The 25,448-nt window shown below is 68.8% G+C and carries 23 protein-coding genes and 1 pseudogene; 13 read left to right on the top strand and 11 right to left on the bottom strand.

The window, feature by feature from the left end; translation table 11 throughout:
• Positions 1-30 precede the first annotated feature (30 nt).
• The gene (locus C0461_RS01940; protein WP_292103452.1) at positions 31-432 is read left to right on the top strand and encodes a hypothetical protein; all 402 of its coding nucleotides are present in this window, start codon (positions 31-33) and stop codon (positions 430-432) included.
• Entirely contained in the window at positions 416-991 is a 576-nt protein-coding gene (locus tag C0461_RS01945; protein WP_292103454.1) for a demethoxyubiquinone hydroxylase family protein, read from the top strand. The genes C0461_RS01940 and C0461_RS01945 overlap by 17 nt, the downstream gene beginning before the upstream one ends.
• Here the strand turns inward: C0461_RS01945 and C0461_RS01950 are convergent.
• The 5 genes and pseudogenes from C0461_RS01950 to C0461_RS01965 form a co-directional block, all read right to left on the bottom strand.
• Entirely contained in the window at positions 988-1,623 is a 636-nt protein-coding gene (locus C0461_RS01950; RefSeq protein WP_292103455.1) for a M23 family metallopeptidase, read from the bottom strand. The two genes, C0461_RS01945 and C0461_RS01950, sit on opposite strands and share 4 nt — an antisense overlap.
• Before the next feature lie 253 nt (positions 1,624-1,876).
• Positions 1,877-3,697, bottom strand: coding sequence for an autotransporter domain-containing protein (locus C0461_RS01955; RefSeq protein ID WP_292103457.1), 1,821 nt, complete (start codon positions 3,695-3,697; stop codon positions 1,877-1,879).
• Between the two features lie 87 nt (positions 3,698-3,784).
• Positions 3,785-5,137 (bottom strand): phosphoglycerate dehydrogenase, encoded by a 1,353-nt coding sequence (gene serA, locus C0461_RS01960; protein ID WP_363377373.1) that lies wholly within the window; start codon positions 5,135-5,137, stop codon positions 3,785-3,787.
• A gap of 9 nt (positions 5,138-5,146) precedes the next feature.
• Positions 5,147-5,701 (bottom strand): annotated as a pseudogene (locus tag C0461_RS14445) (HAD-IB family phosphatase); the annotation flags it as partial.
• 91 nt (positions 5,702-5,792) lie between these two features.
• Positions 5,793-7,175: an SDR family oxidoreductase gene (locus C0461_RS01965; protein WP_292103461.1), complete on the bottom strand. Its 1,383-nt coding sequence runs from the start codon at positions 7,173-7,175 to the stop codon at positions 5,793-5,795.
• A 124-nt stretch (positions 7,176-7,299) separates the two neighbouring features.
• Here C0461_RS01965 and C0461_RS01970 point away from each other — a divergent pair, with 124 nt between their 5' ends.
• Entirely contained in the window at positions 7,300-8,208 is a 909-nt protein-coding gene (locus C0461_RS01970) for an Hsp33 family molecular chaperone (protein WP_292103463.1), read from the top strand.
• Between the two features lie 3 nt (positions 8,209-8,211).
• Here C0461_RS01970 and hslU read toward each other — a convergent pair whose 3' ends face one another.
• Positions 8,212-9,513 (bottom strand): ATP-dependent protease ATPase subunit HslU, encoded by a 1,302-nt coding sequence (hslU, locus tag C0461_RS01975; protein ID WP_292103464.1) that lies wholly within the window; start codon positions 9,511-9,513, stop codon positions 8,212-8,214.
• Between the two features lie 106 nt (positions 9,514-9,619).
• Between hslU and C0461_RS01980 the strand changes: the two genes are divergently transcribed.
• Both C0461_RS01980 and C0461_RS01985 read left to right on the top strand, forming a co-directional pair.
• Complete coding sequence (locus C0461_RS01980) at positions 9,620-11,167, top strand: bifunctional GNAT family N-acetyltransferase/carbon-nitrogen hydrolase family protein (RefSeq protein WP_292103466.1); 1,548 nt, start codon at positions 9,620-9,622, stop codon at positions 11,165-11,167.
• Between the two features lie 146 nt (positions 11,168-11,313).
• Positions 11,314-12,267 carry a glutathione S-transferase family protein gene (locus C0461_RS01985; protein ID WP_292103467.1) on the top strand — a complete coding sequence of 318 codons (954 nt, stop codon included), beginning with the start codon at positions 11,314-11,316 and terminating at the stop codon, positions 12,265-12,267.
• Here the strand turns inward: C0461_RS01985 and C0461_RS01990 are convergent.
• A complete protein-coding gene (locus C0461_RS01990) occupies positions 12,264-12,746 on the bottom strand; it encodes a MarR family transcriptional regulator (RefSeq protein ID WP_292103468.1) in 483 nt (160 codons plus the stop codon). The two genes, C0461_RS01985 and C0461_RS01990, sit on opposite strands and share 4 nt — an antisense overlap.
• A gap of 182 nt (positions 12,747-12,928) precedes the next feature.
• Here C0461_RS01990 and C0461_RS01995 point away from each other — a divergent pair, with 182 nt between their 5' ends.
• The gene (locus C0461_RS01995; protein WP_292103470.1) at positions 12,929-14,398 is read left to right on the top strand and encodes a methyl-accepting chemotaxis protein; all 1,470 of its coding nucleotides are present in this window, start codon (positions 12,929-12,931) and stop codon (positions 14,396-14,398) included.
• Between the two features lie 218 nt (positions 14,399-14,616).
• Here C0461_RS01995 and greA read toward each other — a convergent pair whose 3' ends face one another.
• Positions 14,617-15,108 carry a transcription elongation factor GreA gene (gene greA, locus C0461_RS02000; protein WP_292103471.1) on the bottom strand — a complete coding sequence of 164 codons (492 nt, stop codon included), beginning with the start codon at positions 15,106-15,108 and terminating at the stop codon, positions 14,617-14,619.
• A gap of 69 nt (positions 15,109-15,177) precedes the next feature.
• Entirely contained in the window at positions 15,178-16,032 is an 855-nt protein-coding gene (locus tag C0461_RS02005; protein WP_292103472.1) for a hypothetical protein, read from the bottom strand.
• A gap of 89 nt (positions 16,033-16,121) precedes the next feature.
• Here C0461_RS02005 and C0461_RS02010 point away from each other — a divergent pair, with 89 nt between their 5' ends.
• The 5 genes from C0461_RS02010 to C0461_RS02030 all read left to right on the top strand — a co-directional run bounded on the left by C0461_RS02010 (position 16,122) and on the right by C0461_RS02030 (position 21,181).
• Complete coding sequence (locus C0461_RS02010) at positions 16,122-17,423, top strand: SLC13 family permease (protein WP_292103473.1); 1,302 nt, start codon at positions 16,122-16,124, stop codon at positions 17,421-17,423.
• 2 nt (positions 17,424-17,425) lie between these two features.
• On the top strand, positions 17,426-18,637 hold the full coding sequence (locus tag C0461_RS02015; protein WP_292103475.1) for a TIGR03862 family flavoprotein: 1,212 nt from the start codon (positions 17,426-17,428) through the stop codon (positions 18,635-18,637).
• A gap of 77 nt (positions 18,638-18,714) precedes the next feature.
• A complete protein-coding gene (locus tag C0461_RS02020) occupies positions 18,715-20,364 on the top strand; it encodes a M28 family metallopeptidase (RefSeq protein ID WP_292103477.1) in 1,650 nt (549 codons plus the stop codon).
• 32 nt (positions 20,365-20,396) lie between these two features.
• Positions 20,397-20,603 carry a twin transmembrane helix small protein gene (locus tag C0461_RS02025; RefSeq protein ID WP_292103479.1) on the top strand — a complete coding sequence of 69 codons (207 nt, stop codon included), beginning with the start codon at positions 20,397-20,399 and terminating at the stop codon, positions 20,601-20,603.
• Between the two features lie 5 nt (positions 20,604-20,608).
• Entirely contained in the window at positions 20,609-21,181 is a 573-nt protein-coding gene (locus C0461_RS02030) for a cob(I)yrinic acid a,c-diamide adenosyltransferase (protein ID WP_292103480.1), read from the top strand.
• On the opposite strand, the gene C0461_RS02035 is transcribed toward C0461_RS02030, so the two are convergent.
• Both C0461_RS02035 and C0461_RS02040 read right to left on the bottom strand, forming a co-directional pair.
• On the bottom strand, positions 21,178-22,194 hold the full coding sequence (locus C0461_RS02035; protein WP_292103482.1) for an ABC transporter substrate-binding protein: 1,017 nt from the start codon (positions 22,192-22,194) through the stop codon (positions 21,178-21,180). The genes C0461_RS02030 and C0461_RS02035 overlap by 4 nt on opposite strands.
• A gap of 62 nt (positions 22,195-22,256) precedes the next feature.
• The gene (locus tag C0461_RS02040) at positions 22,257-23,591 is read right to left on the bottom strand and encodes an amidohydrolase (RefSeq protein ID WP_292103483.1); all 1,335 of its coding nucleotides are present in this window, start codon (positions 23,589-23,591) and stop codon (positions 22,257-22,259) included.
• Between the two features lie 76 nt (positions 23,592-23,667).
• Here C0461_RS02040 and C0461_RS02045 point away from each other — a divergent pair, with 76 nt between their 5' ends.
• Positions 23,668-24,948 carry an MFS transporter gene (locus C0461_RS02045; protein WP_292103485.1) on the top strand — a complete coding sequence of 427 codons (1,281 nt, stop codon included), beginning with the start codon at positions 23,668-23,670 and terminating at the stop codon, positions 24,946-24,948.
• Positions 24,949-24,987: 39 nt separating this feature from the next.
• The gene (locus C0461_RS02050; RefSeq protein ID WP_292103486.1) at positions 24,988-25,425 is read left to right on the top strand and encodes an SRPBCC domain-containing protein; all 438 of its coding nucleotides are present in this window, start codon (positions 24,988-24,990) and stop codon (positions 25,423-25,425) included.
• The last annotated feature ends 23 nt before the right edge of the window (positions 25,426-25,448 follow it).

Genomic DNA, 25,448 nt, shown 5'->3' on the forward strand with positions numbered 1-25,448 from the left:
TTGTCGATCGGGGCTTTCAGGGAGAGGGATGTGCTGCGACGAATTCTGGGGACGCTGGCGGGGGTCGTGCTGGCCGTCGTCATCACCAGCCTGTGGGAGATGACCGCCCACTATCTGATGCCGCCGCCGCCCACGCGGCTGGACGTGGCGCCCGGCGCGCCGACCCTGGCCGCGGTCATCGTCGGCTATGGCGTCGCCACCTTTCTGGGCGCCCTGACGGCCGCGCGCCTGGCGCGGGTCGACTGGGCGGCGCTGATCGTGGGCGGGCTGATGATGGCGTCCGTGATCGCCCTGGTGGTCCTGATGCCCCACCCGCTCTGGTTCCCGGCCCTGTCCCTGGCGGTGATGGCGGTGGCGACCTTCGCGGCGCGACACCTGAGCCTGGGGATGGGCGCGTACAGTCCGTCAGCGGCCTTTGACCAATCAACCTGACGAGGCGACGCGCCTGATTAGACGAATCCTGCGTGTGAACCATGCAGGTGAACACGGCGCTGTCTCGATATATCAGGCGCAACTGCGCGGCCTGAACAAGGCGGATGGCGAACTCGGCGCATGGCTGAATGAGACGCTGGATCATGAACTGCGTCACCGGACAGCTTTCCAGGACGCCATGCCGCAGCGGGGCGCCAAACCTTGCCGCGCCCTGGTGATATGGAAAAGCGGAGGAAGTCTTCTGGGGTGGCTCTCTTCGGCCTTCGGAAGAGTCGGCGTGCTGGTCTGCACGCAAGCCGTAGAAGAGACGGTTCACCGTCATCTGCTGGAGCAGATCAGCTTCCTTGACCGCGCAGATCCCGAACTGGCTGATATCGTCCGGGATATCCTCAAGGAGGAAGTGGATCATCTCGTCTATGCGCGTGATCGCCTTCCACAACGCTCACTGGTTCTGCGTATGGCTCGAGCGCTTGTCAGCCTGGCCACCGAAACCCTTATCGCCATATCGACCAGAGGCGACTCATTCAGACTGCGCCACGACCTGAAAGACGCAGCCTAACCCCGCGCCCGGTCGCCCGGGATGCGCACCGCGAACTCGCGGCCCAGATAGTTGGCGGGGTTCAGACGCGCGCCGCCCCGGCGAATCTCGAAATGCAGGTGCGGGCCGGTAGAGTAGCCGGTGGAGCCCACCTTGCCCACGACCTGACCGGCCGCCACCTCGGCACCGGTCTGCACGTCCACGGCGCTCATGTGGGCGTAGAAGCTGCGCAGGCCGTTGGGGTGGCGCACCTCCACATAGCGGCCATAGCCAGCGCGGTCATAGCCCACGGCCGTGACCACGCCCTCGGACGTAGCCAGCACCGGGGTGCCCGTGGGCGCGGCGATGTCGATCCCGGCGTGATGGCGGGCGCCGGGCTCGCCCGCCAGACGGCGGGTCCCGAAGCGCGAATTGATGGGATGGCTCTTGATGGGAAGGTCGAAGCTGATGATGCGGACGGGCGGACCCATGTCCTTGGCCTCGGCGATCAGGGGCGGGGCCATGGGCCGCTCCGCCACGGGCTTGTCCACCGCCACGGCCACATGCATGGCCTGAGGCGCGGCGGCCATGGCCATCACGGCGACGGCCGCCAGACCGAGGGTCTGGCCGGAATGGGTGAGGAAAGACCTCGCAGTCGGCAATAGTCGTCGCAAGCGGCGGCTCCGTCGGCGGCGTGACAAGCTCGTAAAAGCTCGATGGAAAGATCGCCGCGCGGGTCTCCGAGAGACCCGAAACCTCCGATCAGGAGGTCGGCGACCTGATCGAGGGGGCGTTGTGCGGGGCCGATGGGGCCATTTATGGGCGCCGCCTGCGACAGACCGCCGCACCGGCGCAACCTTTTGGCGCCCTCGCAGAAACGGCGGAGAGCGCGAAGCCCTCCGCCGTCTGTTCTTTAATCCTGCGCGATCAGAACGGCAGGCTGAGGGTGATCGCCCCCACGTGGCTGTCGGCCGCCTCCGCAAACCGGCCGCGATAGCCGATGTCCAGGTTCATCCGCTCGCCCAGGCGCGCGGTGACGCCCAGATTGACCATGACCTGCTCGGACAGCGGGTTGTCGAAGGCCGTGGACAGGGCCTGGGCCGGATTGGCGGCCAGGCCGACCGTCACCGGATCGGCGTCGTCGTTGATCAGATCGCGATAGCCGCCCTCGGCGTAGAATCCGAAGGCCGGGCCGCCCCCTTCCAGTCGCAGGGCCACCTCGGCCGTGACGCCCTCCACTGTGCGGTCGGCGATGTCGTGGCGGGCGGCGGGGCCCTGCTCCACATAGCCGTCCAGATCCGCGCTGACCCAGGCCAGGGCCGCACGCGGCGACAGGGCCAGGCCGCCCATCTCCATCCAGGTCCCCGCCTGCAGGCGGGCGCCGGTGGTCACGGCCCGGGTCTTGCCCGTGTGAACCACGGGGGTCAGGGCGGTGAGGCGGTTGATGTCATCGAACCGGTCGCTGGACACGCCGATCACGCCGTTGACGAACACGTCGCCCGAGCGCCAGCCCGCCCACAGGTCCGCGCTGACGGTTTCGATGTCCGCCGTCAGGCGGCCGGCGGTCAGATCGCCCTGGTCCAGGCCCAGGCCCACGCCGAAGCGCCAGCTGGACGACGGCATGGCCTCCAGCTGGAAGCGCGCGCCCCAGGTCTCGGTCTCGGCCGCGGCGATCGCGCCCCGGGCGTCGAATTCGGTCTGGTCATAGACCACCCCGGCGGTGACCCCGCCGGAGCCTTCGGTCCAGCCCTCGCGTCCGGACAGGCGGGCGGAACCGTCCTCCATCGCCCGCTCGCGGTGGCGGAAGGCGGTCTCGCCCAGCACCGTGGTCTGAGCCCCCGCGTCGCCGTAGTACATGTAGTCCAGCGCCAGATTGGCCAGGGCCCGGTGTCCTGTCGCCGTCGGGTGGACCCCGTCAAAATAGAAATAGCTGTCCGGATTGGCGCAGACCGTGAAGGTCGTCTGGTTGAAACAGGCGTCGGTGGCGTTGGTCACCCCGAACAGGCCGGGATTGGCGGCGAAGAAGGCCGAGGCCGTCTCCAGATCCACAAGGATGATGTTGCTGTTCGTGTTGGCGGCGGCGGCGGCGAACAGCCCCTGCCTCAGGGCCGCGTTGAAGGTCGATGTGGCGCCCCCCGCCAGATTCTGGGCAGGGCCGCCCCGGAACTGGGGTGTGGCGGCCAGGCTGGGCAGGTTCGAGACCAGCACCGTCCCGGCGCCCGCGCCGGCGATGGCGTTCACCAGCCCGGTGATCTCGTTTGCCGCGTCGATGGACTCCAGCGTCAGATAGCCGAGCGGGTCAGCCATCGGCACCGTGCTGATCGTTCCCAGAGCCTGGAAGATGTTGTTGGCGCCGCCCAGCACGCTGACCAGATCGCCCGATCCGAACGTGCCGCCGTTCGCCAGATAGGCCTGGAGCTGCACCTGCATGCCAGGCGGGCTCATGGCCGCATCTGTGCGCGCGCCGCCGAAGGCGTAGTTGACGCTGCCCGCGGTCGTGCCGAAGCCGGTGGCGTCAAAGCCCAGCAACTCGGTGAAAACGCGTCCGTTCGAGAATCGCCCCTGCCAGTAGAACGCCGCCGGGGGCTGCGTCCCGCCGGTAAAGCCGAACAGGTTGCCGTTGTCGCTCAGGCTGTCGCCGAACACGACCAGACGGTCATAGGACTGGGCTTGCGCCTGCGGCGGCGCCAGCATCACGGCGCCCAGAACAGCGGCGAGCGCGGCCGCCGAAACGGTTTGACGAGACATGATCTTCCTCCCTCGACCGTCAGTATGCGGTCGTTGCCGGCACTGTGCGCCGCTCAGCGGCGGACGCAAGATGCCGCAAGGGAAGGTTCAGTGCAGAATCCGGAACCGCAGGGTCCCGGGAATAGCCTTCAGATCGGCCAGCAACGCGCGGTCGTAATCCCGGTCCACGTCGGCGATGACATAGCCGGTGCGCTCGTCGGTCTTCAGGTGCTGGGCCAGGATGTTCAGCCCCGCATCCGCCAGCACCCGGTTGATGGCCGCCAGCACGCCGGCCTGATTGCGGTGGATGTGCAGCAGCCGGTGCCCGCCCGTCACCTCGGCCAGCTGCACATTAGGCAGGTTGACGCTGAACGTGGTGTCGCCCCGGTTCAGATAGCCCAGCACCCGCTCGGCGGCGAAGTCGGCGATGGCCTCCTGGGCCTCCTCGGTCGAACCGCCGATGTGCGGCGTCAGGATGACGTTCTTCAGGCCCATCAGCGGGCTCTCGAACGGATCGTCATTGGTGCGCGGCTCCTCGGGGAATACGTCCACCGCCGCCCCGGCCACCCGGCCCGAGCCCAGCGCCTGGGCCAGGGCCCCGATATCCACCACATGGCCCCGCGACAGGTTCAGCAGCAGGGCGCCCGGCTTCATGCGCGCGAACTGCTGCGGCCCCATCAGACTGGTGTTCGTCAGGCGCCCGTCCACGTGCAGGCTGACCACGTCCGCCTCGGCCAGCAGGGCGTCCAGCGACCGCAGCCGCCGCGCATTGCCCAGCGCCAGACGCTCCACCACGTCGTAGAACACCACCCGCATGCCCAGGGCCTCGGCCAGCACCGACAGCTGCGAACCGATGGCTCCGTAGCCCACGATGCCCAGGGTCTTGCCGCGCAGTTCGCGCGAGCCGGCCGCCGACTTGTTCCATTCTCCCCGGTGCATGGCGGCGGACTTGTCGACCACGTCGCGCATCAGGGTGACCGTAAGCCCGATGGCCAGTTCCACCACCGAGCGGGTGTTTGAATAGGGCGCGTTGAACGCCGCAACGCCCCGGTCAGCCGCCGCCTCAAGATCGATCTGGTTGGTGCCGATGCAGAAGGCCGCCACGGCCATCAGCTTGTCCGCCGCCTCCAGCACCCGCGCCGACACATTGGTCTTGGAGCGCACGCCCAGCACATGCACGCCCTTGATCCGCTCGATCAGGGCGTCCTCGTCCAGAGCCCCCTTCAGGGTCTCGACCGAGTATCCCTCCTCGCGCAGCCGCTGCACGGCCAGGGGGTGGATGTTCTCCAGCAGCAGGATCTTCATGCGGCTGCGCGGAAACGACCAGCGTCCGCTCAGGCCCTCGGCGTGCAGCACCTCGTCCAGCGAGCGCGCCTCGGCGTCCGCCGCCGCCACCACCGGCTCGCGCCGCACCACCTCTGTAAAGGCGTAGAACCGGTCCACGACCCCGGCCTTCTTCATCACCGCGTCGTTCCAGCCGTCGCCGATCAGGATGACCGGCCCCGGCAAATTCAGCGCTTTCAGCGCCTCGGCCTTGCCGCCCTCCCGTGACAGGGGGTTGGCCTCGTCCACCCCGGTGACCCGGCCCTCTTCGTCATAGAGCAGGTCGTTGGCCAGCACCCGCTCGGGCGCGATTCCCAGTTCGGCCGCCACCGGGGCGATGATCTCGCGGAAGCCGCCCGAGACGATGATGATGCGCCCGGCGTTCTCGGCGAAGAAGCGCGCATTGCGGCGCACCGACGGGGTCAGCTCGCCCAGGATGCGGTCGGCCAGGGCCTCCACATGGCTGCGGGTCAGCTGCAGCAGCTCCAGCCGCCGCTTCAGCGCCTCGCCGAAATCGATGTCCCCGGCCATGGCCTGGTCGGTCAGGCGCGCCACCCGGATGCGGATGGCCTCCGCCTCGGCGGATTCGCTCAGCACCAGGTCGGCCAGCGCATCCAGCGTCTCCACCTTGACCAGGGTGGAGTCAAAATCCAGCACGACGAAAGGGGCGGCTGCGGAAGCGGAAGACGGCGAAGCGTTCATTCCGTTTCTTTAGCCGCCCCTTCGCGGGTGCAGCAATGCACGGACGCCCCTATTTCAGGCGAGTCCGGGGCATTTTTTCTCTAGCGAGCGCTCAGCGGTCCTGCGCGCGGTGGTGCTCCAGCGCCGCGGCGCCCACGGCGGCCGCGATGGTGGCCAGCGCCAGAAGCGCCCCGCCCTCGCGGGCGTGGTCCTTGGCGAAGCGGCCCGTGCGCACCGCCCCGTCCCGGGCCATGCGGCCGGTCTTGCGGGCGCCGGCCTCGATCTCTTCGGCGGGGAAGGCCTCGGCGGCGCGGTCGAACCAGCGGCGGGCGTCCCTGGCGGCGCGGCCGCTCCAGTCCTCGGCGTCATCGCGCACCCGGTCGCTCCAGCGGCCCAGACGATCGCCCATGCTGGGCTGGCGGCGCCAGTTGCGCGGATCGACCCGCGAACGCAGGCGCTCATAGCGGGTCGGGCCGCTGCGCTGGGTCAGAAGCACGGCTGCGACGCCGGCCAGGGCGATCAGGGCCAGGCCGCCTCCGGTGACGCCGGGGTGCATGCGGGCCTGGGCCAGAAGGCTGGACTGTCGAACCATGGGATAATGAACCTCTTCATAGAGACCGTCCTCCGTCGGGTCATAGAGCCCGTCGTCATAGGTCTGATAATCGGCGCGCCGATCACGCATCATCGAGGGTCCGAAGCGCGCGAGCAGCGGTTCCGCCACACCGGGGAACACCGCATAGAACGCAGCCAGGACCGATGCGCTCCCGCCCACCGTGATTTCCCGCGTCGAATGGGTGGCGCAGTGCAGGATGGCGTCCGCCACCACATGGGCCGCATAGACCGGCTGGGGGTTGCGCACCGCCTCGCCGGTCAGATTGCGGGCGTGGCGCGGATAGGGCGTGTCCACCGCCGCCGGCTTGACCAGCGACACCTTCACCGGCGCGCCTTCGCGCAGCATCTCGATGCGCAGCGAGTTGGTGAACCCCTTCACCGCATGCTTGGACGCTGCGTAAAGGCCCTGCACCGGGAATGGCGCATCCGAAAGGCTCGACCCCACATTGATGATCGTCCCGCCGCCCGGCCGCGTGCGCAGATGCTCCACCGCGATGATCGACCCGTTCACCACGCCCCAGTAGTTGGTGTCGAACAGGCGCTTGTGATCCTCCAGCGTCGTCTCGCGGATGGGGCCGTAGATGGAAACCCCGGCGTTGTTCACCCAGGTGTCGTAACCGCCGAACATCCGACGGCAATTCTCCGCCGCCTCGGCCAGGGCGTCATGGTCCGCCACATCCGCCACCGCATAGGCGCAGCGCCCGCCTTCAGCCTGAATCTCCTCGCAGAGCGCCTTCAGATCGGTCTCGCTGCGCGCGATCAGGAACACACACGCCCCGGCCCTGGCCGCCCGGCGCGCCGTGGCCAGGCCGATGCCGGAGGTGGCGCCGGTGATGACGATGGCCTGCTTCGAAAGGGGCTTCAGCCTGGGCTTGCGGGACATGGATGGCCTTGTGAACACGTCGGAATCGGAACGGCCCGCCCAGCCGGCGGGTTCCGCCCTCTTACCACGAGGGCGTGAACACACTATCTGACGCCGTCCGTCGACAACCAGAGGATTTGACGCCGTGAGCGCCGCCGCGCCCCTTTCCGCCCACCCAGACGACCTGGCCGCCGCCTTCCAGATCGAGGGCTGGCCCGTGCGCGGCCGTCTGGTCCGCATGGGCCCGGCTGTGGACGCCATCCTGTCGGCCCATGACTATCCCGAGCCCGTGGCCGCCCTGCTGGGCGAAGCCTGCGCCCTGGCCGCCCTGGTGGGCTCCGCCCTGAAGTTCGAGGGCCGTCTGATCGTCCAGGCCCAGGGCGACGGCCCGGTCCGCTATGTGGTCGCCGACTATGACACCGCCGGGACCCTGCGCGGCTACTGCCGCTTTGATCCCGACGAGGTGGCAGAGGCGTCGAAGGGCTTCGCCCGGCCCGGCGCCAAATCCCTTCTGGGCGACGGCGTTTTCATCATGACCCTGGACCAGGGGGAGCACATGGCGCGCCATCAGGGCGTCACCCCCATCGAGGGCGAAACCCTGGCCCTGTGCGCCGAGACCTATTTCGCCCAGTCCGAACAGGTGCCCACCCGGGTCAACCTGGCCGTGGGCCGCGTGACCACCGCTGCGGGCCAGAGCTGGCGCGCGGGGGGAGCCATGATCCAGCTGATCGCAGGGGACGAGACCCGTGGCTCCACCGAAGAGGTATGGGACCGCACCCGCGCCCTGTTCGCCACCCTGGGCGACGACGAGCTGGTCGACCCGACCATCAGCGCCGAAACCCTGCTGTTCCGCCTGTTCCACGAGGACGGCGTCCGGCTGGAAGACCCGCTGGCCCTCGCCGCCGTCTGCCGCTGCACGCCCGAGCGCGTCACCGGCATGCTGCGCGCCTTCCCCGAGGACCAGCGCGCCGAAATGGTCGAGGACGACGGCAAGATCCGCGTCACCTGCGAATATTGCTCGACCACCTACGAGATCGCACCCGAGAGCGTGTGACGATCAGAGAATGAAGCGGCTGAGGTCGGCGTTCTTCGCCAGATCGCCGACCTTTTCACGCACCATCTCCCCGTCGAAGGTCAGGGTCTGGCCCGACAGATCGGAGGCCTTGAAGCTGGTCTCTTCCAGCACCCGCTCGATCACGGTCACGAGACGGCGGGCGCCGATGTTCTCCACCGCGCCGTTGGCCGCCACCGCCGCGTCGGCCATGGCCTCGACGGCGTCCTCGGTGAAAATCAGGGTCACGTCCTCGGCCGCCAGCAGGGCCTGGTTCTGACGGATCAGATTGGCCTCGGGCTCGGTCAGGATGCGCTTGAAGTCGTCGCGGGTCAGGGCCTTCAGCTCGACCCGGATGGGCAGACGGCCCTGCAGCTCGGGCAGCAGGTCCGAAGGCTTGGCCACGTGGAACGCGCCCGAGGCGATGAACAGCACGTGGTCGGATTTCACCGGCCCGTACTTGGTTGAAACGGTGGTCCCCTCGATCAGGGGCAGCAGGTCGCGCTGGACCCCCTCGCGGCTGACGTCGGCGCCGGAGCGGTCGGACTTCGCCGCCACCTTGTCGATCTCGTCCAGAAAGACGATGCCCTCGTTCTCGGCCAGCATCACGGCCTCGCGGGTCAGGCTGTCCTGATCCAGCAGCTTGTCGCTTTCCTCGGTGGTCAGGGGCGCCCAGGCGTCCCGGACCTGCAGCTTGACCGGTTTGGTCTTGCCGCCGCCCATCTTGCCCAGCATTTCCGACAGGTTCAGCACGCCCATGCCGGCGCCGCCGGGCAGGTCGATGTTCTGGAACGGCGAGGTGGTGTCCGCCAGCGCCAGCTCGATCTCCTTGTCGTCCATCTCACCCGCGCGCAGCTTCTTCTTGAAGGCGTCGCGAGTGACCGGCTGCGAGCCCGGTCCCACCAGGGCGTCCAGAATGCGCTCCTCGGCGGCGGCCTCGGCCTTGGCCTTCACCCCCGCCCTGCGGTCGTCGCGCACCATCACCAGGGCGGCCTCCACCAGATCGCGCATGATCTGGTCCACGTCGCGGCCCACATAGCCCACCTCGGTGAATTTGGTGGCCTCCACCTTCAGGAACGGCGAGCCCGCCAGTCGCGCCAGACGCCGGGCGATCTCGGTCTTGCCCACGCCCGTGGGGCCGATCATCAGGATGTTCTTGGGGGTGATCTCGTCGCGGATGTCCTCGGGCGCGCGCTTGCGGCGCCAGCGGTTCCTCAGGGCCACGGCCACGGCGCGCTTGGCGTCATGCTGGCCCACGATGAAGCGGTCGAGTTCGGAGACGATTTCGCGGGGAGAAAGGTCGGTCATGGGCTTCACATAGGCGCTGTGGAAGCGCAACGGGAGGGGGCATGCATCCAACCGGTCGCTGAACGGTTAAGCTGACCACCCTGCAACGCCGCCCATCTGGAGTCTCATGACCAAGACCGCTCGCACCGCCCTCATCGAAATCCGCAATCCGACGCTGAAGGACGTGCCGCGCATCTACGACCTGGTCCAGCGCGTCTACGGCAACAGCGGCTACACCCGGGGCATGCTGCAGGGCCAGGTGGCCGCGTTCCGGGAGGGCCAGTTCATCGTCGAATACGAGGGCGACCTGGTGGGCTACGCCGCCGGCTTCCGGATCGACGAGAAGACCGCCATGGGCCCCCACACCTGGGACGAGATCACCGGCGGCGGCTACGCCTCGCGCCATGACCCCAACGGCGAGTGGCTGTACGGCATGGAGGTGTGCGTCGATCCGGACGCCCGCCGCCTGCGCATCGGCCAGCGCCTCTACGACGCCCGCCGCGAGCTTTGCGAACATCTGGAGCTCAAGGGCATCGTCTTCGGCGGCCGCATGCCGGGGCTGGACCGCAAGAAGAAGACCTATCCCTCGCCCGAGGAGTATCTGGACGCGGTCACGGCGCGAAAGGCCAAGGACCCGGTGGTCGCCTTCCACCTGCGCGCCGGCTTCGAGGCCATCGGGGTGCTGAAGGACTATCTGCCCGCCGACCGGCAGTCCATGGGCCACGCCACCCACATGATCTGGCGCAATCCCTATTACCCCGAGGAGCGGGGCACCAAGGGCGCGGTGTTCGCCTCCAAGGAAAACGTGCGCGTGGCCACGGTGCAGTTCCAGGCCCGGCGCGTGACCTCCTTCGAGGACTTCATGCACAACGTCGAATACTTCGTCGACGTGACGGCGGACTATCGCTCCGACTTCGTGGTGTTCCCCGAGCTGTTCACCCTCCAGCTGCTGGCCCTGGAGGAGAAGAAGCTGAACCCGGCCGAGTCCATTGAGGCCCTGACCCGGTACACGCCGCGGTTCGTGGAGGAGATGTCGAAGCTGGCCATCAGCTACAACATCAACATCATCGGCGGCTCGCACCCCACCCGAACCGACGACGGCGAAATCCAGAATGTTGCGTATGTCTTCCTGCGCGACGGCTCGGTGCACGAGCAGGAGAAGATCCACCCCACCCCCAACGAGCGGCACTGGTGGAACATCAAGGGCGGCGACATGGTCCACGCCATCCCCACCGACTGCGGGCCGATCGGGGTGCTGATCTGCTATGACTCAGAGTTCCCCGAACTGGCGCGGCGGCTGGTGGACGAGGGCGCGCGCCTGCTGTTCGTGCCGTTCTGCACCGACAACCGTCAGGGCTATCTGCGGGTCCGCTACTGCTCGCAGGCCCGGGCCATCGAGAACCAGTGCTACGTCATCCTGTCGGGCAATGTGGGCAATCTGCCCAATGTCGAGAACATGGACATCCAGTACGCCCAGTCCTGCATCCTGACCCCGTGCGACTTCCCCTTCGCCCGCGACGGCATCGCCGCTGAGGCGACCGAGAATGTGGAGACGGTGACCGTGGCCGATCTGGACCTGTCCGACCTGGCCTGGGCCAAGGCCCAGGGCACGGTCCGCAACCTGCGCGACCGCCGCTTCGACCTCTACAAGACCGTGTGGAGCGACAAGGGCTAGGTGGTCATCGCCCGGGAGGATGGGCGGTCGCTGCGTCGGTGCGGCAGGCCGGCCGCCTCCGCGGCGAGCCGACGTGAGCGTCGAAGCGAGCGAACCGGAGGCGACCTGAGTCGTTGGCTCCTACACCCCAACAGACGGAGACCGACATGGGCCAGCTGGTCGATGGAAAATGGCGCGCAGACGACGCCTTCGCCGACGAAACGGACGGGCGCTTCAAGCGCAAGGAGAGCCAGTTCCGCAACTGGGTGACCGCTGACGGCGAACCGGGCCCCTCCGGAGAAGGCGGCTTCAAGGCCGAGGCGGGTCGGTACCACCTGTATGTCAGCCTGGCCTGTCCCTGGGCGCACCGCACCCTGATCATGCGGGCGTTCAAGGGTCTGGAGGCGATGATCGACGTCTCCACGGTCCACTGGCTGATGCGGGACAAGGGCTGGACCTTCTCTCCGGGTCCCGGCGTGACCGGCGATCCGCTTCGCGGCGCCGACTATCTGCATCAGGTCTATACGGCGGCCGACCCCGGCTACACCGGCAAGGTCACCGTCCCTGTGCTGTGGGACAGGACCCGAAAGACCATTGTCTCCAATGAGTCCGCCGACATCATCCGCATGTTCAACACCGCCTTCAACGACGTCGGCGCGGCGGCGGGCGACTACTACCCTGAGGACCTGCGGCCCGAAATTGATGCCCTGAACGACCGCATCTATCCGACGCTCAACAACGGCGTCTATCGCGCCGGGTTCGCCGCCAATCAGGACGCCTACGACGAGGCGATCGGTCCGCTGTTCGATACGCTGGACTGGCTCGAAGAGCGGCTGACGGGGTCAAGATGGCTGACCGGCGACCGCCTGACCGAAGCCGACATCCGCCTGTTCACCACCCTTGTGCGCTTCGATCTGGTCTATCACGGCCACTTCAAATGCAACCTGCGCCGCATCGTCGACTATCCGGCCCTGTGGCGCTACGTGCGCGCCTTCCACGACCTTCCGGGGGTCGCCGGAACGATCAATGTGGAGCACATCAAGCGGCACTACTACGAGAGCCACCGCCAGATTAATCCCTCCGGCGTGGTGCCCCGGGGGCCGTTGATCGCCTTCCGCTAGTCTGTCTGGTCGGCGCGGCTGATCGCGTCGTTCATGTCCTGGAGCATGCGGCGGAGTTCGGCGATCTGCTGAGCCGTGATCGGCAGCTGGCGGACCACCTCCCGGCGGACGGTCAGAAGCTCGTCGCGCAGGGCGGTAGCCCTGGCGGTGGGGGCCACCCACACCCGTCGCTCGTCCTGCTTATCCCGTTCCCGCGACAGCAGGCCCGCCGTTTCCATCCGTTTCACGAGCGGCGTCAGCGAGCCCGTGTCCATGGAGAGGCGCTCACCCAGCTCTCCCATGGTCGCCGGGCGCTCGAACTCCCACAGGGCGATGAGCACCAGATACTGCGGATGGGTGAGGCCCAGCGGCGTCAGCAGCCGTCTGTAGAGACGGGTGATGAGGCTGCTGCTGGTCTGCAGGGCCAGACAGAGCTGCTGGTCCACATGAAGTTCGGTGAAATCCGGAGCGCCGTTCGGACGCCCTGACTGGGCGTTCATGCCGCCGCCGCTGTGCAAAATCTACTCATACTGAATTACTTTAAGTCGTACTTGATATAATCAGTGTTAATGTTTTCCGGTCAGCTTCGCCGTGGGCGCTCATATTCACGCCCGCGCGGAGATGAACCATGTTCAGGTTTCGGCCAAGTAACCATACTGCCGATCTCGCCGCCACGGCGGAGATGACAAGTCTGGTCGCGGCGTTTCATCGCTCCCAGGGGGTGATCGAGTTCGACCTCGATGGAACGATCCGTGACGCCAACGCCAACTTCCTTTCTGTCGTCGGCTACGCGCTTGCTGATATTCAGGGCCGCCACCACAGCATGTTCGTGGACCCGTTGGAGGTGGCCTCGCCCGCCTACGCCGACTTCTGGCGCCGGCTGAACGCGGGGGAGTTCTTTGTCGACAAGTTCGTTCGCTACGGCAAGAACGGACGCCGGGTGGTGATCGAGGCTTCCTACAACCCGATGCTGGATGCGGACGGCGCGCCCTACAAGGTGGTCAAGTTCGCCACCGACGTCACAGCCATCGAGGACGAGCGCGAGCGGCGCGAGCAGGCGGACCGCGAGGCGGCCGAAACACAGGCAGCCGTGGTGGCGGGGCTGGGCCGCGGCCTGTCCGCCATGGCCGACGGCGACCTGTCCTATCGCATCGTCGAGACCTTCCCCGGCGACTACGCCGGCCTTCGCGACGACTTCAACCAGGCCATGACGGCCCTGGATGAGGCGCTCGGGATTATCCGCAGCAACGCCGGGACCATCCAGTCGGGCGCCAACGAAATCAGCAGCGCCGCCGAGGATCTGTCGAGCCGTACAGAACGTCAGGCGGCGGCCCTGGAAGAGACGGCTGCGGCTCTCGACCAGATCACGGCAACGGTGCAGAAGACCGCGGAGAACGCCAGGGCCACCGACACCGTTGTCGGCGCCACCCGCGCCCAGGCAGAGACTGGCGGCGAGGTCGTCCGGCGCGCCATCGAGGCCATGGTGGAGATCGAACAATCCTCGGATCAGATCGGCGAAATCCTTGGGGTGATCGACGAAATCGCCTTCCAGACCAATCTGCTGGCGCTCAACGCCGGCGTCGAGGCGGCCCGCGCCGGTGATGCGGGCAGGGGCTTCGCCGTCGTCGCCTCAGAAGTGCGCGCCCTGGCCCAGCGGTCGGCGGAATCGGCTCGCCAGATCAAGGCGCTGATCTCCACCAGCGGCGCCCAGGTCAAGAACGGCGTGGGCCTTGTGCGGCAGACGGGCGAGGCCCTGACGGGCATCGCGGATGGCGTTCATACGGTGACCACCCTCATGACCGAGATCCGGGCCTCCACCCAGGAACAGGCGGTCGGGCTGGGGGAGGTCAACAGCGCGATCAACGCCATGGACCAGGTCACCCAGCAGAACGCCGCCATGGTCGAGGAGTCCACCGCCGCCAGCGTTTCTCTCAGCCGCGACGCATCCGAAATGGCGCAACTGGTCGGGCACTTCCAGGTCAGCGTGGACTCCGTGGGCCGGGATCCAACCCCGGGCTCGACGCAAGGCCGCAGTTCGCAGATCCAGCCCCTCAAGGGCCGATCATCGCCGTCGGCTCCAGCCGACGCCAAACCCCGCCTGGCGACCGTGGGCGGCGCGGCCGCCGCCTTGTCGGAATGGGAGGCTTTCTGACACCAGACGACGACGGCGAAATCCGGCTGGCGCAGGCCGCCCGCCCGCCCGCCCGCCCGCCCGCCAGCGGGTTAAGTGTGATTGCGCGGTCGGACCATCCCCTGTCTGCACCCCCTCCCCTTCAGATGCTGTAGAGTCGGAAATCGCTGCACCACCGGAGGTGATTTCAGACTATTCAGACGATTCAGACCCTTTTTTAGCCCCGGAGTCTGAAAGCCCTACCCGGGCCGGTCCTGGTCAACCGCAGTGATTTCAACGTCCTGGCCGGCCACCACCGCGACGTCTCCCACACGCTTGCCCATCAGGGCGCGGGCCAGGGGCGAGACGTGCGACACCGACCCCTTCGCCGGATCGGCCTCATCCTCGCCGACGATGCGCCAAGTCTGCACCCGCCCGTCCTCGCGCTCGATGGCCACCGAGCCGCCGAAACGCACGGCGCCGTCCGCCGTCGTCTCCACCAGCTGCGCATTGCCGCGGCGGGCGGACCAGTAGCGCAGATCGCGGGTGGCCCGGGCCATGGCGGTGCGGTCCGCCTCGATGTCGCCCCTGGCCTGGGCGGCGGCGTAGGCGGTGCGGGCCGAGGCCAGTTCGGCGTCGATCATGGCCAGGCCTTCAGGCGTGACCAGATTGGGGTGGGTCGAGACGGGGCGATCGGGAAGATCGGCGGCTGTGGCCTCCAGATCCTCCTCGCGGGTGAAGGCGACGCTCATGGCCGCGCCCGGTGGCGATGGTTCAATGTCATGTCAGGGAAAGGAACAGTCTGCGGACAGGTTCCGCCGTCAGCTGCGCCACTCCTGGATGATCTCGTCCGACCCGATGGGGGCGAAGGCCACATAGTCCCGGCGGATCCGAATGACGCACAGGGGCCGCTGGTCCGGTCCCGCGCTCTGGCACCGGACGGGGCGCCCGTCGGCGAAGGCGCCCAGGCGTCCCTCGACGATCAGGTGGAAGCCCGTGGGCCGCTCCAGGGTCTCGCCTTCGGCGGCGCGGACGGCGGCCTGCCAGGGTCGCCCGCCCCGCTGGTCCACACGCGAGCTGTCGGCGCCGAAGAAGGCGGCCAGGCCCACGGTCTGCGGCGAGGCGGCGGGGGCGCCGCCCAGCGGGTCGACCCGGATCGGCGGGCAGGCGTCGCTGGCCATCCACGGCCGCGGGATCCAGAAGCCTTGGACCGCGTCATAGGGCCCGCCGCCCAACTGGGCCACAAACCCCGTCTCGGTCCAGTTCTCGGGCCGGGCCGACAGGCGGATGGTGGCGCCGTCGTCGGCGTACTCCCACCAGGCCCAGGCGTCGGATCCCGCTTCCCGCGGCCCGAAGCAGCCGAAAGGAATGCGGACCCGGAAATTCCGTCCGACCAGGGCGGCCTGGCCTTCCGGAACCGGCTCGCCGGCGGCGTAGGCGGACGCCGCGGCCTCCGCCATGTCCAGCAGCTGGGCCCGGGTCAGCGCGGGCGGCGGCAGCGGGATGGTCGGGGTCTGGACCGGCTCCACCGTCTCGGGATCCTGCGTCGGCTCCGGCGTCTCGACCGTCTGATTGGCGCGCAGCAGCATCACGCCCACCGCGCCCAGAATCATCACGAACACGACCGCCGCCAGGATCAGCCGCAGGCGGTTCGGATTGGATGGCGAGCTCGACATGGCCGAACCCTAGCACAGACTTTGCGTTGCGACAGTGTGATCACGGAACGGAGTGTTGACGTCGGGCTCCGGGTCTGTGTCCTGATCCCATGACCTTCGAACAACTGCTCGCCCTGGTGATTCTGGCGGCCGTGGTGGCCGCCCTGATCCATGGCAAGGTGCGCGCGGATGTGGTCGCCCTGACCGGCGCCGCTGCGCTGCTGGCCACCGGCGTGCTCCGGCCGGTGGAGGTCCAGGGCGCCTTCGCCAGCCCGGCGATCATCACCCTGGCCTCCCTGTTCGTCATCGCCTACGCCATTGAGCTGTCTGGCCTTCTGGACTGGGTCATCCAGCGGGGCGTCATTCTGTGCCGGCGCATCGGGGCCCTGGGGCTGTGGCTGGCCATGATCCTGTGCGGCGCGGGCTCGGCCTTTCTCAACAACACCCCCATCGTGGTGCTGGCCGCGCCGGTGGTGCGCGACATGGCCGAGTCCCTGGGGCACTCGCCCAAACGCTATCTGATTCCCCTGTCCTACCTGACCATCATGGGTGGGGCCTGCACCCTGATTGGCACCTCCACCAATCTGCTGGTCAACGACATGGCCCGAAACGCCGGCCAGCCCGGCTTCGGCATCTTCGAGATAACCCCGGTGGCCCTGGTGATCGGCGCGGCGGGAGCGGCCTACCTGTTCCTGCTGGGCGGCCGGACCCTGGCCAAACATGCGGGCGACGACAGCAATGATGCCGATCAGGATCAGGCGGACTCCGGCGTCGGCTACGTGGGCGACTCCGAACTGTTCGCCGCCCACAGGCCGCTGGACCTGCCCCGCGCCATGGTGTCCGCGGGCGTCTTCATCGGCGTGGTGATCGTCGCCGCCATGGGCTGGGCGCCCATCGCCGCCGCCGCCTTCGCCGGGGCCGTGCTGCTGGTCCTGCTGGGCACCATCAACGCCGACGAGGCCTACCGCGGCCTGCGGCCCGAGGTGCTTCTGCTGATCGCGGGCATGGTCGTGGTGGGTCTGTCCTTCGAGGTCACGGGACTGGCCTCCACCGTCACCGGCGGCCTGATCGGCTTGATCCAGCCGCTGGGCCCGTGGGGCGCCCTGTTCCTGCTCTACGGCTTCGTCCTGCTGTGCACCGAGGTGCTGTCGAACGCCGCCGTGGCGGTGCTGCTGACGCCGCTGGCGGTGGCTCTGGCCGACAGTCTCGGGGTGGACGCCCGGCCCTTCATCGTGGCCGTCATGATGGCCGCCAGCGCCGCCTTCGCCACGCCGTTCGGCTACCAGACCAATGTGCTGGTGTTCCAGATCGGCCGCTACAGCTACATGGACTTCGTGCGCGTGGGCCTGCCCATGAACCTGATCACCTGGGTGGTCGGCGGTCTGGTCATCCCGCTGGTCTTCCCTTTCTGATCATGGCGCGTGTCACCGTCATCGGCGCCGGACCTGCCGGCCTCATGGCCGCCGGGACCCTGGCCTCCGCGGGCCACCGGGTCACGGTGCTGGAGCGCATGCCGTCGGCGGCGCGCAAATTCCTGATGGCCGGGCGGGGCGGGCTGAACCTGACCCACTCTGAACCGATCGCGCTGTTCATGGGCCGCTACGGCGCCGCGCGCGCCCGGCTCCAGCCCTGCATCGACGCCTTTCCCTCCGCCGCCCTGACCGCCTGGGCCGAGGCGCTGGGCCAGCCCGTCTTCACCGGAACCAGCGGCCGCGTCTTCCCCCGCGCCATGAAGGCCTCGCCCCTGCTGCGCGCCTGGCTGGCGCGGCTGGCGGAACAGGGCGTCGAGATCCGCACCCGGCAGGACTGGCGCGGCTGGGACGACCGGGGCCGCCTGATCATCGCCGGGCCTGAGGGCGAACGCGCCGAGGCCCCCGCCGCCGTGGTGCTCGCCCTGGGCGGGGCCAGCTGGCCGCGTCTGGGGTCCACCGGCGACTGGGCCGGATGGCTGACCGCGCGCGGCGTCCCCGTGGCCCCGTTCCGCCCCGCCAACAGCGGCTTCCTGGCCGACTGGAGCCCGACCTTCGTCGAGCGGTTCGCGGGCCAGCCGCTCAAGGGCGCCGCCTACGCCCTCGACGGTCGCACCGTGCGGGGCGAGGCCATGATCGCCGCCTACGGGCTGGAGGGCGGGGCGATCTACGCCCTGTCCGCCCCCCTGCGCGACGCCATCCAGCGCGACGGCGCCGCCGTCCTGACCCTCGACCTGAAGCCGGACCTGACCCTCGCGGCCCTGACCGACCGGCTGGCCCGCCCGCGCGGCTCACAGTCCCTGTCCAACCACCTGAGAAAGGTCGCCGGCCTGTCGCCCGTCGCTATCGGCCTGCTGCGCGAAACCGGCGAGCGTATCCTCCCCAACCCGGCGGAAGCCCCGGCCGCTCTCGCCGCCCGCATCAAGGCCGCGCCCCTGACGCTCACCGGCGTGCAGGGGCTGGACCGCGCCATCTCCAGCGCGGGCGGCGTCGCCTGGGACGCGGTGGACGAGGGCCTGATGCTGAACGCCCTGCCCGGGGTGTTCGTGGCGGGCGAGATGCTGGACTGGGAGGCCCCCACCGGCGGCTATCTGCTGCAGGCCTGCTTCGCCACGGGCGCGACCGCGGGTCGCGGGGCCGCCGACTGGCTGGGCTGAATTCTGGCGTCGGGGTCGACTCCGCTCCTCCCGGCGGGCAGCCTTGGGTTTGATCACTGACCGGACCGGAGAACATTATGTCCCTGCGCCGCGCCCTTGTCCCCGTGCTGTCCGCCGCTGTTCTGACCGCCTGCGCCCAGCCGTCGGACGGCCCCGGGATCGCCGTCGATGCGGATCGCATGAACGACTACGTCCGCGTCCTGGCCTCGGACGAATTCGAGGGCCGCGGCCCCGCCGGACCCGGCGAACAGCCCACGGTCGACTATCTGGTGACGCAGTTCCAGGCCCTGGGCCTGCAGCCCGGCGGCCCGGGCGGCCAGTGGATCCAGACCGTCCCCCTCAGCCGCACGGCCCAGGACGGCCCCGCCACCATCACCGCCTCCGCCGACGGCTGGACCCGGACCCTTGAGCGCGGCCCGGACATTCTGGTCAGCAGCGACCGGCCGGAGACCCGCATCACCGTCATTGACGCCCCGCTGGTCTTCGTCGGCTACGGTGTCAGCGCGCCAGAGCGCGACTGGGACGACTTCAAGGGCGTCGACCTGACCGGCAAGATCATGGTGGTTCTGGTCAACGACCCGGACTTCGAGGTTCCCGAGGACCACCCCACGGCGGGCCTGTTCGACGGGAACGCCATGACCTTCTACGGCCGCTGGGTCTACAAGTTCCAGGAGGCGGCGCGTCAGGGCGCGGCCGGGGTTCTGGTGATCCACGAGGACTCCGGCGCCGGCTACGGCTGGAGCGTGCTGCAGAACTCCGCCCCCGCGCCCAAGCTGGACATCGTGCGCGAGGACCCCAACGCCGACCGCGCCCCATTCCAGGGCTGGATCCAGCGCGAACAGGCCGAGGCCCTGCTGGAGCAGGCCGGTCTGGATTTCGACATGCTCAAGGCCGCAGCCCAGCAGCGCGGCTTCCAGCCGGTGGAGCTGGACGGCGTCACCCTGTCCGTGGACTTCCGCCAGACCGTGGACCGCATCGAGACCCGGAACGTGGTGGCCCGCGTGAACGGCGCCGCGCGCCCGGATGAGACGGTCATCTACGGCGCTCACTGGGACGCCTTTGGCCGCGCCACACCCGATGCGGATGGTGACGACATCTATAACGGCGCGGTGGACAATGCGACCGGCCTGGCCGGTCTGCTGGAACTGGCGCGCCTGTTCGCGGAAGGCCCGCCGCCGGAACGCTCGGTGGTCTTCATGGCCTGGGCGGCGGAGGAGCCTGGCCTGCTGGGCGCCGAGTATTATGCGGTCAATCCGCTGTCGCCGCTGGAGACGACGGTGGCCAACATCAACATGGACTCCTTCCTGCCCGGCGACGCCATCGACCCGCAGGTGGTCATCATCGGCCCGGGCAAGAGCCAGCTGGACGCCATTCTCGAACGCCACGTCCGGGCGGCGGGCCGCACGGTGATTCCCGACCCGGCGCCCCACGCCGGCGCCTTCTACCGCTCTGACCACTTCCCGCTGGCGCGCCGGGGCGTGCCCGCCCTGTTCGCGGCCGCGGACTTCACCGGCCACAACGAGGCCAGTCGCGATTATGTGCAGAACCGCTATCACCAGCCGTCCGACGAGTGGGACGAGACCTGGACCATGGGCGCCGCCGCCGCCAATGTTCAGTTGCTGTTCGATGTGGGGGCCGAGCTGGCCAACTCGGACGTCTGGCCCGAATGGACCGAGGGCGACGAGTTCGAGGCGGTGCGTCAGTCGTCCGCGTCGTCGCGTCGCTAGCGCCCCCTCGCGACGGAGCGTAGAACCGGGTCATGGAAAACCTGTTCGACATCCTGATCCTGCTGGCCATCGGCGCGGTCGCCGTGACCCTGCTCATGGGCATCTATTCGCTCTATCGCGGCGGCGACTTCGCCCGGTCCCATTCCAACAAGCTGATGCGCCTGCGCGTGGCGCTTCAGGCTGTGGCCATCATCCTGCTGGTGGCGGGCATGTGGTGGAAAACCCAGAACGGAGGCTGACCTGCATGGTCGTGCTGAACAAGATCTACACAAAGACCGGCGACGACGGCGCCACCCGGCTGGCCAACGGTGAGCCGGTCTCCAAGTCGGACCTGCGGGTCGAGGCCTACGGCGCGGTGGACGAGCTGAACGCGGTCATCGGCCTGTGCCGCCAGCACACCGCCCAGCATGACCGCATCGACGCCAAGCTGGCCCGCATCCAGAACGAGCTGTTCGATCTGGGCGCCGACCTGGCCACCCCCCACGACCCGCCGCCCAAGTGGGAGGCCCTGCGCATCGTGGCGTCCCAGGTGGAGCGGCTGGAATGCGAGATCGACGAGATCAATGACGCCCTGAAACCGCTGGACAGCTTCATCCTGCCGGGCGGCTCGCCCCTGTCGGCCCATCTGCACATGGCCCGCACGGTCTGCCGCCGCGCCGAGCGCGAGGCCGTGCGCCTGGTCGAGTCCGGCCAGACCGTCACACCCGAGGCGGTGATCTATCTGAACCGCCTGTCGGACCTGCTGTTCGTCGCCAGCCGCCGCGCCAATGCCAATGGGGCTGATGACGTGCTCTGGAAGCCCGGCGCGACGCGCTAGCCCCGCCCCGGCAGGTACTCCAGGGTGAACGCCTCGCGCCAGTCCAGGGCCTGGGGGTAGACCCCCGCCTCCGACGTCACGGCGAAGAAGTCGCGCCAGCGGTCCTCGGTCATGGCGCCGATGCCCATGATGGCCGCGTCGCCGCCCTGAACGATCTGGTTCTCCCTCAGGGCCTCGCGGGCCTGGGCCAGGATCTCGGCGGTCATTTCCGGATTGTCGGCCATGATCAGGGCGTCGGCTTCGGCCGGGTCGCCGTTCAGATAGTCGTGCCAGCCCTCGGCCGAGGCGGCGATGAAGGCCCGCAGGGCCTCGTCATTGTCCCGGGCGAAGGCGTTGGGCGCCAGCACCATGCAGGCGTAGGAGGGATAGCCCTCGTCCGCCAGCAGGAACACCCGCGGCTCGAATCCGCCGACCTGCTCAATCGTGTAAGGCTCACTGGTCAGATAACCCTGCTGCACCGCCCGCTCGTCGGCCAGGAACGGGGCCGGATTGAAGGTGTAGGTGCGCACCTGATCATCGGTGAAACCGTACCGGGCCCGCAGCCACACCCAGAAGGCGTCCCGCGACGCGGTGGCCAGCAGGAACGGCCGCCCGGCCAGATCCGCGATGCCTTCCAGCGCCGGGTCCGGGTGCGCGATCAGCACCTGCGGGTCCTTCTGGAAATAGGCCGCCACCGCCTTCACCGGCGCGCCCTCGGCCACCAGATTCATGGGAATGAAGCTGTTGGACCCCATGCCCAGCTCCACCGCGCCGGAGGCCAGCAACTGGGGCACGTTCACGCCCGGTCCGCCCTGGATGATCTGGACGTTCAGATTGCGCGCCCCGTAGGCCCCCGACGCCAGCGCCTGATAGAATCCGCCGTGCTCGGCCTGGGCCCGCCAGTCGGTGGCGAAGCGCAGACGCACGCGACCCTGTTCGTCCACCGGCGCCTCGGCCCGCCCGCACGCGTAAAGGCCCAGCGCCGAAACGGCGAGGCCGGCGCCGATGACGGCCCTGCGATGCGGAAAACCCATGCGATTCTGTCCCCGGAGATCACGGGGACGTTATGACGGCGGCGTCCGGATTGGAAGCCGGCCTAGTTCCCGTCCCGCTCCAGAAACCGCACCGCGCTCATCACATGGGTGGTCACCCCGATCGGCAGCACCGCTTCGTTGACGTCGAACAGGGGCGAATGGTTTGGCGGCGAGTCGTCCGGATCAACGCCCTCTGGCGTGGCCCCCAGGTGATAGAACACGCCCGGAATCTGCTGCTGATAATATGAGAAATCCTCGGCGATGGTGGTTGGCGGGGTGGCGGCGTCCAGAGCCTCGGCCCCCACCACCTCCTCCAGCACCGGCGCCAGCCAGGCCGACAGGTCCGGGTCGTTGAACACCAGGGCCGCATTCTGGAACACGGTCATCTCCGCCTCGGCGCCGTGGGCGTGGGCCACGTGCTCCACCGCGGCGGTGGCGCGCTCCACCAGATCGTCACGCTGGGCCACGTCGAAGGTGCGCAGGGTGCCGCTCAGGGCCGCGGTGTCGGGAATGATGTTGTAGCGCACGCCCGCGTTCATGGTGGCGATGGTGAACACCGTCGGCGTGGTGGTCGGGTCCACCGTGCGCGCCGTCAGGGTGTTGATGGTGTTGATGATCCCGGCCGAAGCGGCGATCACGTCCACCCCGCGCCAGGGCCAGGCGCCATGGGTCTGGACCCCGGTCAGGGTGATGTCGACCCGGTCCGACGCCGCCATGAAGCCGCGCGGCCGGTAGCGCAGGGTCCCTGCCTCGCCGGGCGTCACATGCAGGCCGAAGATGGCCTGGGGCCGCGGATCATCCAGTCCGCCCTCGGCCAGGATGCGCGCCGCGCCGCCCATGGGCTCGCCCGGAGGCGCCCCTTCCTCGGCGGGCTGGAACACGAAGACGATGGTTCCGGCCAGCTGGTCCTTCATCCCGGCCAGGATCTGGGCCGCGCCCATCAGCATGGCCATGTGCGCGTCGTGGCCGCAGGCGTGGGCCACCGGCACGGTCGCGCCCTGATATTCCCCCGTGGCGGTCGAGGCGAACGGCAGGCTTGTGGCCTCGCGCACCGGCAGGGCGTCCATGTCCGCCCGCAGCGCCACCACCGGCCCGTCTCCGGCGCCCCCGCGCAGGATGGCGATCACCCCGGTGGCCGCTACGCCCGTGCGCACCTCAAACCCCAGGCCGCGCAGGTGTTCGGCCACATACTCGGCCGTGTCGTGCTCTGCGAAGCCCAGCTCCGGGTTGGCGTGCAGATGCCGGCGCCATTCCACCACCTGCGGCTGGATGGCGTCGGCCAGTGCGCGCACCTCACTGGCGGAGATCGGCGACTGGGCGTAGGCAGGGAGGGAAAGGGCGCCCAGCGCCGCCCCCGCCAGCATTCCGACCGCCCATGACCTGCTACGTCCGCGCATTCCCGTCCCTCCTGTTCAGCCCCGCGATCATGGGCGCGGGCGGGCGGGCGGCGCAAGGGCCGCAGGGGCGACGCCCATGAAGCTGAAATCCGAAGCCTTCGGCCTGTTGTTCGCGGTCACCCTGACCGCGGGCGCCGGCAACATGGCGCTGCAGTCGGTGCTGCCCGCCATCGGGCGCGAGTTCGGCCTGGCCGACACCCTGGTGGCTTTCGCCTTCGCCCTGTCGGCCCTGCTGTGGACCGTGGCCTCGCCCTACTGGGCGCGCCTGTCGGACCGATGGGGGCGCAAGCGGGTGATGATGATCGGCCTGACCGGCTTCATCATCTCCATGCTGGGCTTCGGGATCGCGGCCACCCTCGGGCTGGTCCACTGGCTGTCGGCGCCGGTGGCTTTCGTGCTGATGGCCGTCGCGCGGGCGGTGTACGGCCTGCTGGGCTCGGCCGCCCCCATCGCCGCCCAGGCCTATGTGGCGGACCGCACCTCGCGCCGGGCCCGCACCCGCGCCATGTCCATGCTGGCCTCGGCCCAGGGGCTGGGCACCGTCATCGGTCCGGCGCTGGCGCCCTTTTTCGTGCTGCCCTTTGTGGGTCTGGCCGGTCCCATGTACGCCTTCGCCTTCATGGGGCTGGTGGTGCTTGTCCTGCTGTGGAAGCGGCTGCCCAGCGGCGACGTGGTCCGCCATCCGGTCAGGCCCGGCGATCCGACCGGCAAGGGTCTCTGGAAGGATCCGCGCGTGCGCGACTTCCTGATCTACGGCCTGCTGGTCACGGGCGCCCAGGCGGTGAACATCGCCGTGCTGGGCTTTCACGTCATCGACGAGATGGGCCTGCCGGGGCGCGAGGCCCAGTCCTTCATCGGCGTGGCCATGCTCTCCGGCGCCGCCGCCACCCTGATGGTCCAGTGGGGGCTGATCCCCATGCTCAAGATGCAGCCGCGCGAGCTGATGCGCTGGGGCGCCGCCATGGCCCTTGTCGGCAATCTCATGAGCATCGCCGCGCCTGGCTTCTTCGGGGTGGTGGTGGGCTATGCGGTGGTGTCCATGGGCGCCGGCTTCGCCCGGCCAGGCTTCACCGCGGGGTCGTCCCTGGCCGTGGGCCCCCACGAGCAGGGCTCCATCGCCGGGCTTGTCATGTCGCTGGCGGGCCTCAGCTTTCTCGCGCCACCTGTCATCGGGGTGGCCCTTTATGAACTGGCCGAGGCGGGGCCCTTTATCGGCAATGCGTTGCTGCTGGCCGCGGCCCTGATCCTTTGCTTCGTCAGCACGCCTCTGAAGGCCGCCCCGTCCGGCCGCAGCCGCCGGCCCGTGGAGGGTCCAGCCTCCCAGCCGGGCCCCGAGGGCAAGCAGAACCTGTCGTGACGCCTTCCTCACGCCGCATGATGCTGTAAAACCCCGCCCATGGATTTTCGTGTCGAGAACAAGATCGGCGTGCCCGCAACCTCCGACGCCCTCTGGGAGGTGCTGGCGGATCTGGAGCGCTGGACGCATTGGAACCCCGTCTTTGTCGAGGCCGAAGGGGCGCTGGGCTTCGGCGCACCGCTCAGCCTGGTCGAGCGAATTGAAGGACTGGGCGAGCGTCGAGTCCAGGCCCGGCTGGGCGACTGGGTTCCCTATTCCAAGCTGGTCTGGGCTGAGAAGCGCGGCTGGCAGTTCACCTCGACCCGCTATGTGCTGATCGACGAGATCACGCGCGGCAGATGCATCGTCACCAACGGCGAGATCTATGGCGGCATGCGCGGCGAGAGCTGGTTCATGAAGCATCGCCGCACCCTTCGTCTGGCGTGCGAGACCATGAACGAGGCCCTGCGCGATCAGGCCCTGGCCCGCAAATCCTGACCCTTTCAAACCAAGGACGACAT

The sequence above is a fragment of the Brevundimonas sp. genome, from assembly GCF_013823285.1.
In the GTDB taxonomy this organism is placed as follows: Bacteria; Pseudomonadota; Alphaproteobacteria; order Caulobacterales; family Caulobacteraceae; genus Brevundimonas.

Bases quoted from the DNA above. Each gene is read 5' to 3' on its own strand.
- C0461_RS01955 (WP_292103457.1), bottom strand. From the start codon at position 3,697: ATGTCTCGTCAAACCGTTTCGGCGGCCGCGCTCGCCGCTGTTCTGGGC.
- serA (WP_363377373.1), bottom strand. From the start codon at position 5,137: ATGAAGAAGGCCGGGGTCGTGGACCGGTTCTACGCCTTTACAGAGGTG.
- C0461_RS01965 (WP_292103461.1), bottom strand. From the start codon at position 7,175: ATGTCCCGCAAGCCCAGGCTGAAGCCCCTTTCGAAGCAGGCCATCGTC.
- hslU (WP_292103464.1), bottom strand. From the start codon at position 9,513: ATGACCGACCTTTCTCCCCGCGAAATCGTCTCCGAACTCGACCGCTTC.
- C0461_RS01980 (WP_292103466.1), top strand. From the start codon at position 9,620: ATGACCAAGACCGCTCGCACCGCCCTCATCGAAATCCGCAATCCGACG.
- C0461_RS01985 (WP_292103467.1), top strand. From the start codon at position 11,314: ATGGGCCAGCTGGTCGATGGAAAATGGCGCGCAGACGACGCCTTCGCC.
- C0461_RS01990 (WP_292103468.1), bottom strand. From the start codon at position 12,746: ATGAACGCCCAGTCAGGGCGTCCGAACGGCGCTCCGGATTTCACCGAA.
- C0461_RS01995 (WP_292103470.1), top strand. From the start codon at position 12,929: ATGACAAGTCTGGTCGCGGCGTTTCATCGCTCCCAGGGGGTGATCGAG.
- greA (WP_292103471.1), bottom strand. From the start codon at position 15,108: ATGAGCGTCGCCTTCACCCGCGAGGAGGATCTGGAGGCCACAGCCGCC.
- C0461_RS02005 (WP_292103472.1), bottom strand. From the start codon at position 16,032: ATGTCGAGCTCGCCATCCAATCCGAACCGCCTGCGGCTGATCCTGGCG.
- C0461_RS02010 (WP_292103473.1), top strand. From the start codon at position 16,122: ATGACCTTCGAACAACTGCTCGCCCTGGTGATTCTGGCGGCCGTGGTG.
- C0461_RS02015 (WP_292103475.1), top strand. From the start codon at position 17,426: ATGGCGCGTGTCACCGTCATCGGCGCCGGACCTGCCGGCCTCATGGCC.
- C0461_RS02020 (WP_292103477.1), top strand. From the start codon at position 18,715: ATGTCCCTGCGCCGCGCCCTTGTCCCCGTGCTGTCCGCCGCTGTTCTG.
- C0461_RS02025 (WP_292103479.1), top strand. From the start codon at position 20,397: ATGGAAAACCTGTTCGACATCCTGATCCTGCTGGCCATCGGCGCGGTC.
- C0461_RS02030 (WP_292103480.1), top strand. From the start codon at position 20,609: ATGGTCGTGCTGAACAAGATCTACACAAAGACCGGCGACGACGGCGCC.
- C0461_RS02035 (WP_292103482.1), bottom strand. From the start codon at position 22,194: ATGGGTTTTCCGCATCGCAGGGCCGTCATCGGCGCCGGCCTCGCCGTT.
- C0461_RS02040 (WP_292103483.1), bottom strand. From the start codon at position 23,591: ATGCGCGGACGTAGCAGGTCATGGGCGGTCGGAATGCTGGCGGGGGCG.
- C0461_RS02045 (WP_292103485.1), top strand. From the start codon at position 23,668: ATGAAGCTGAAATCCGAAGCCTTCGGCCTGTTGTTCGCGGTCACCCTG.
- C0461_RS02050 (WP_292103486.1), top strand. From the start codon at position 24,988: ATGGATTTTCGTGTCGAGAACAAGATCGGCGTGCCCGCAACCTCCGAC.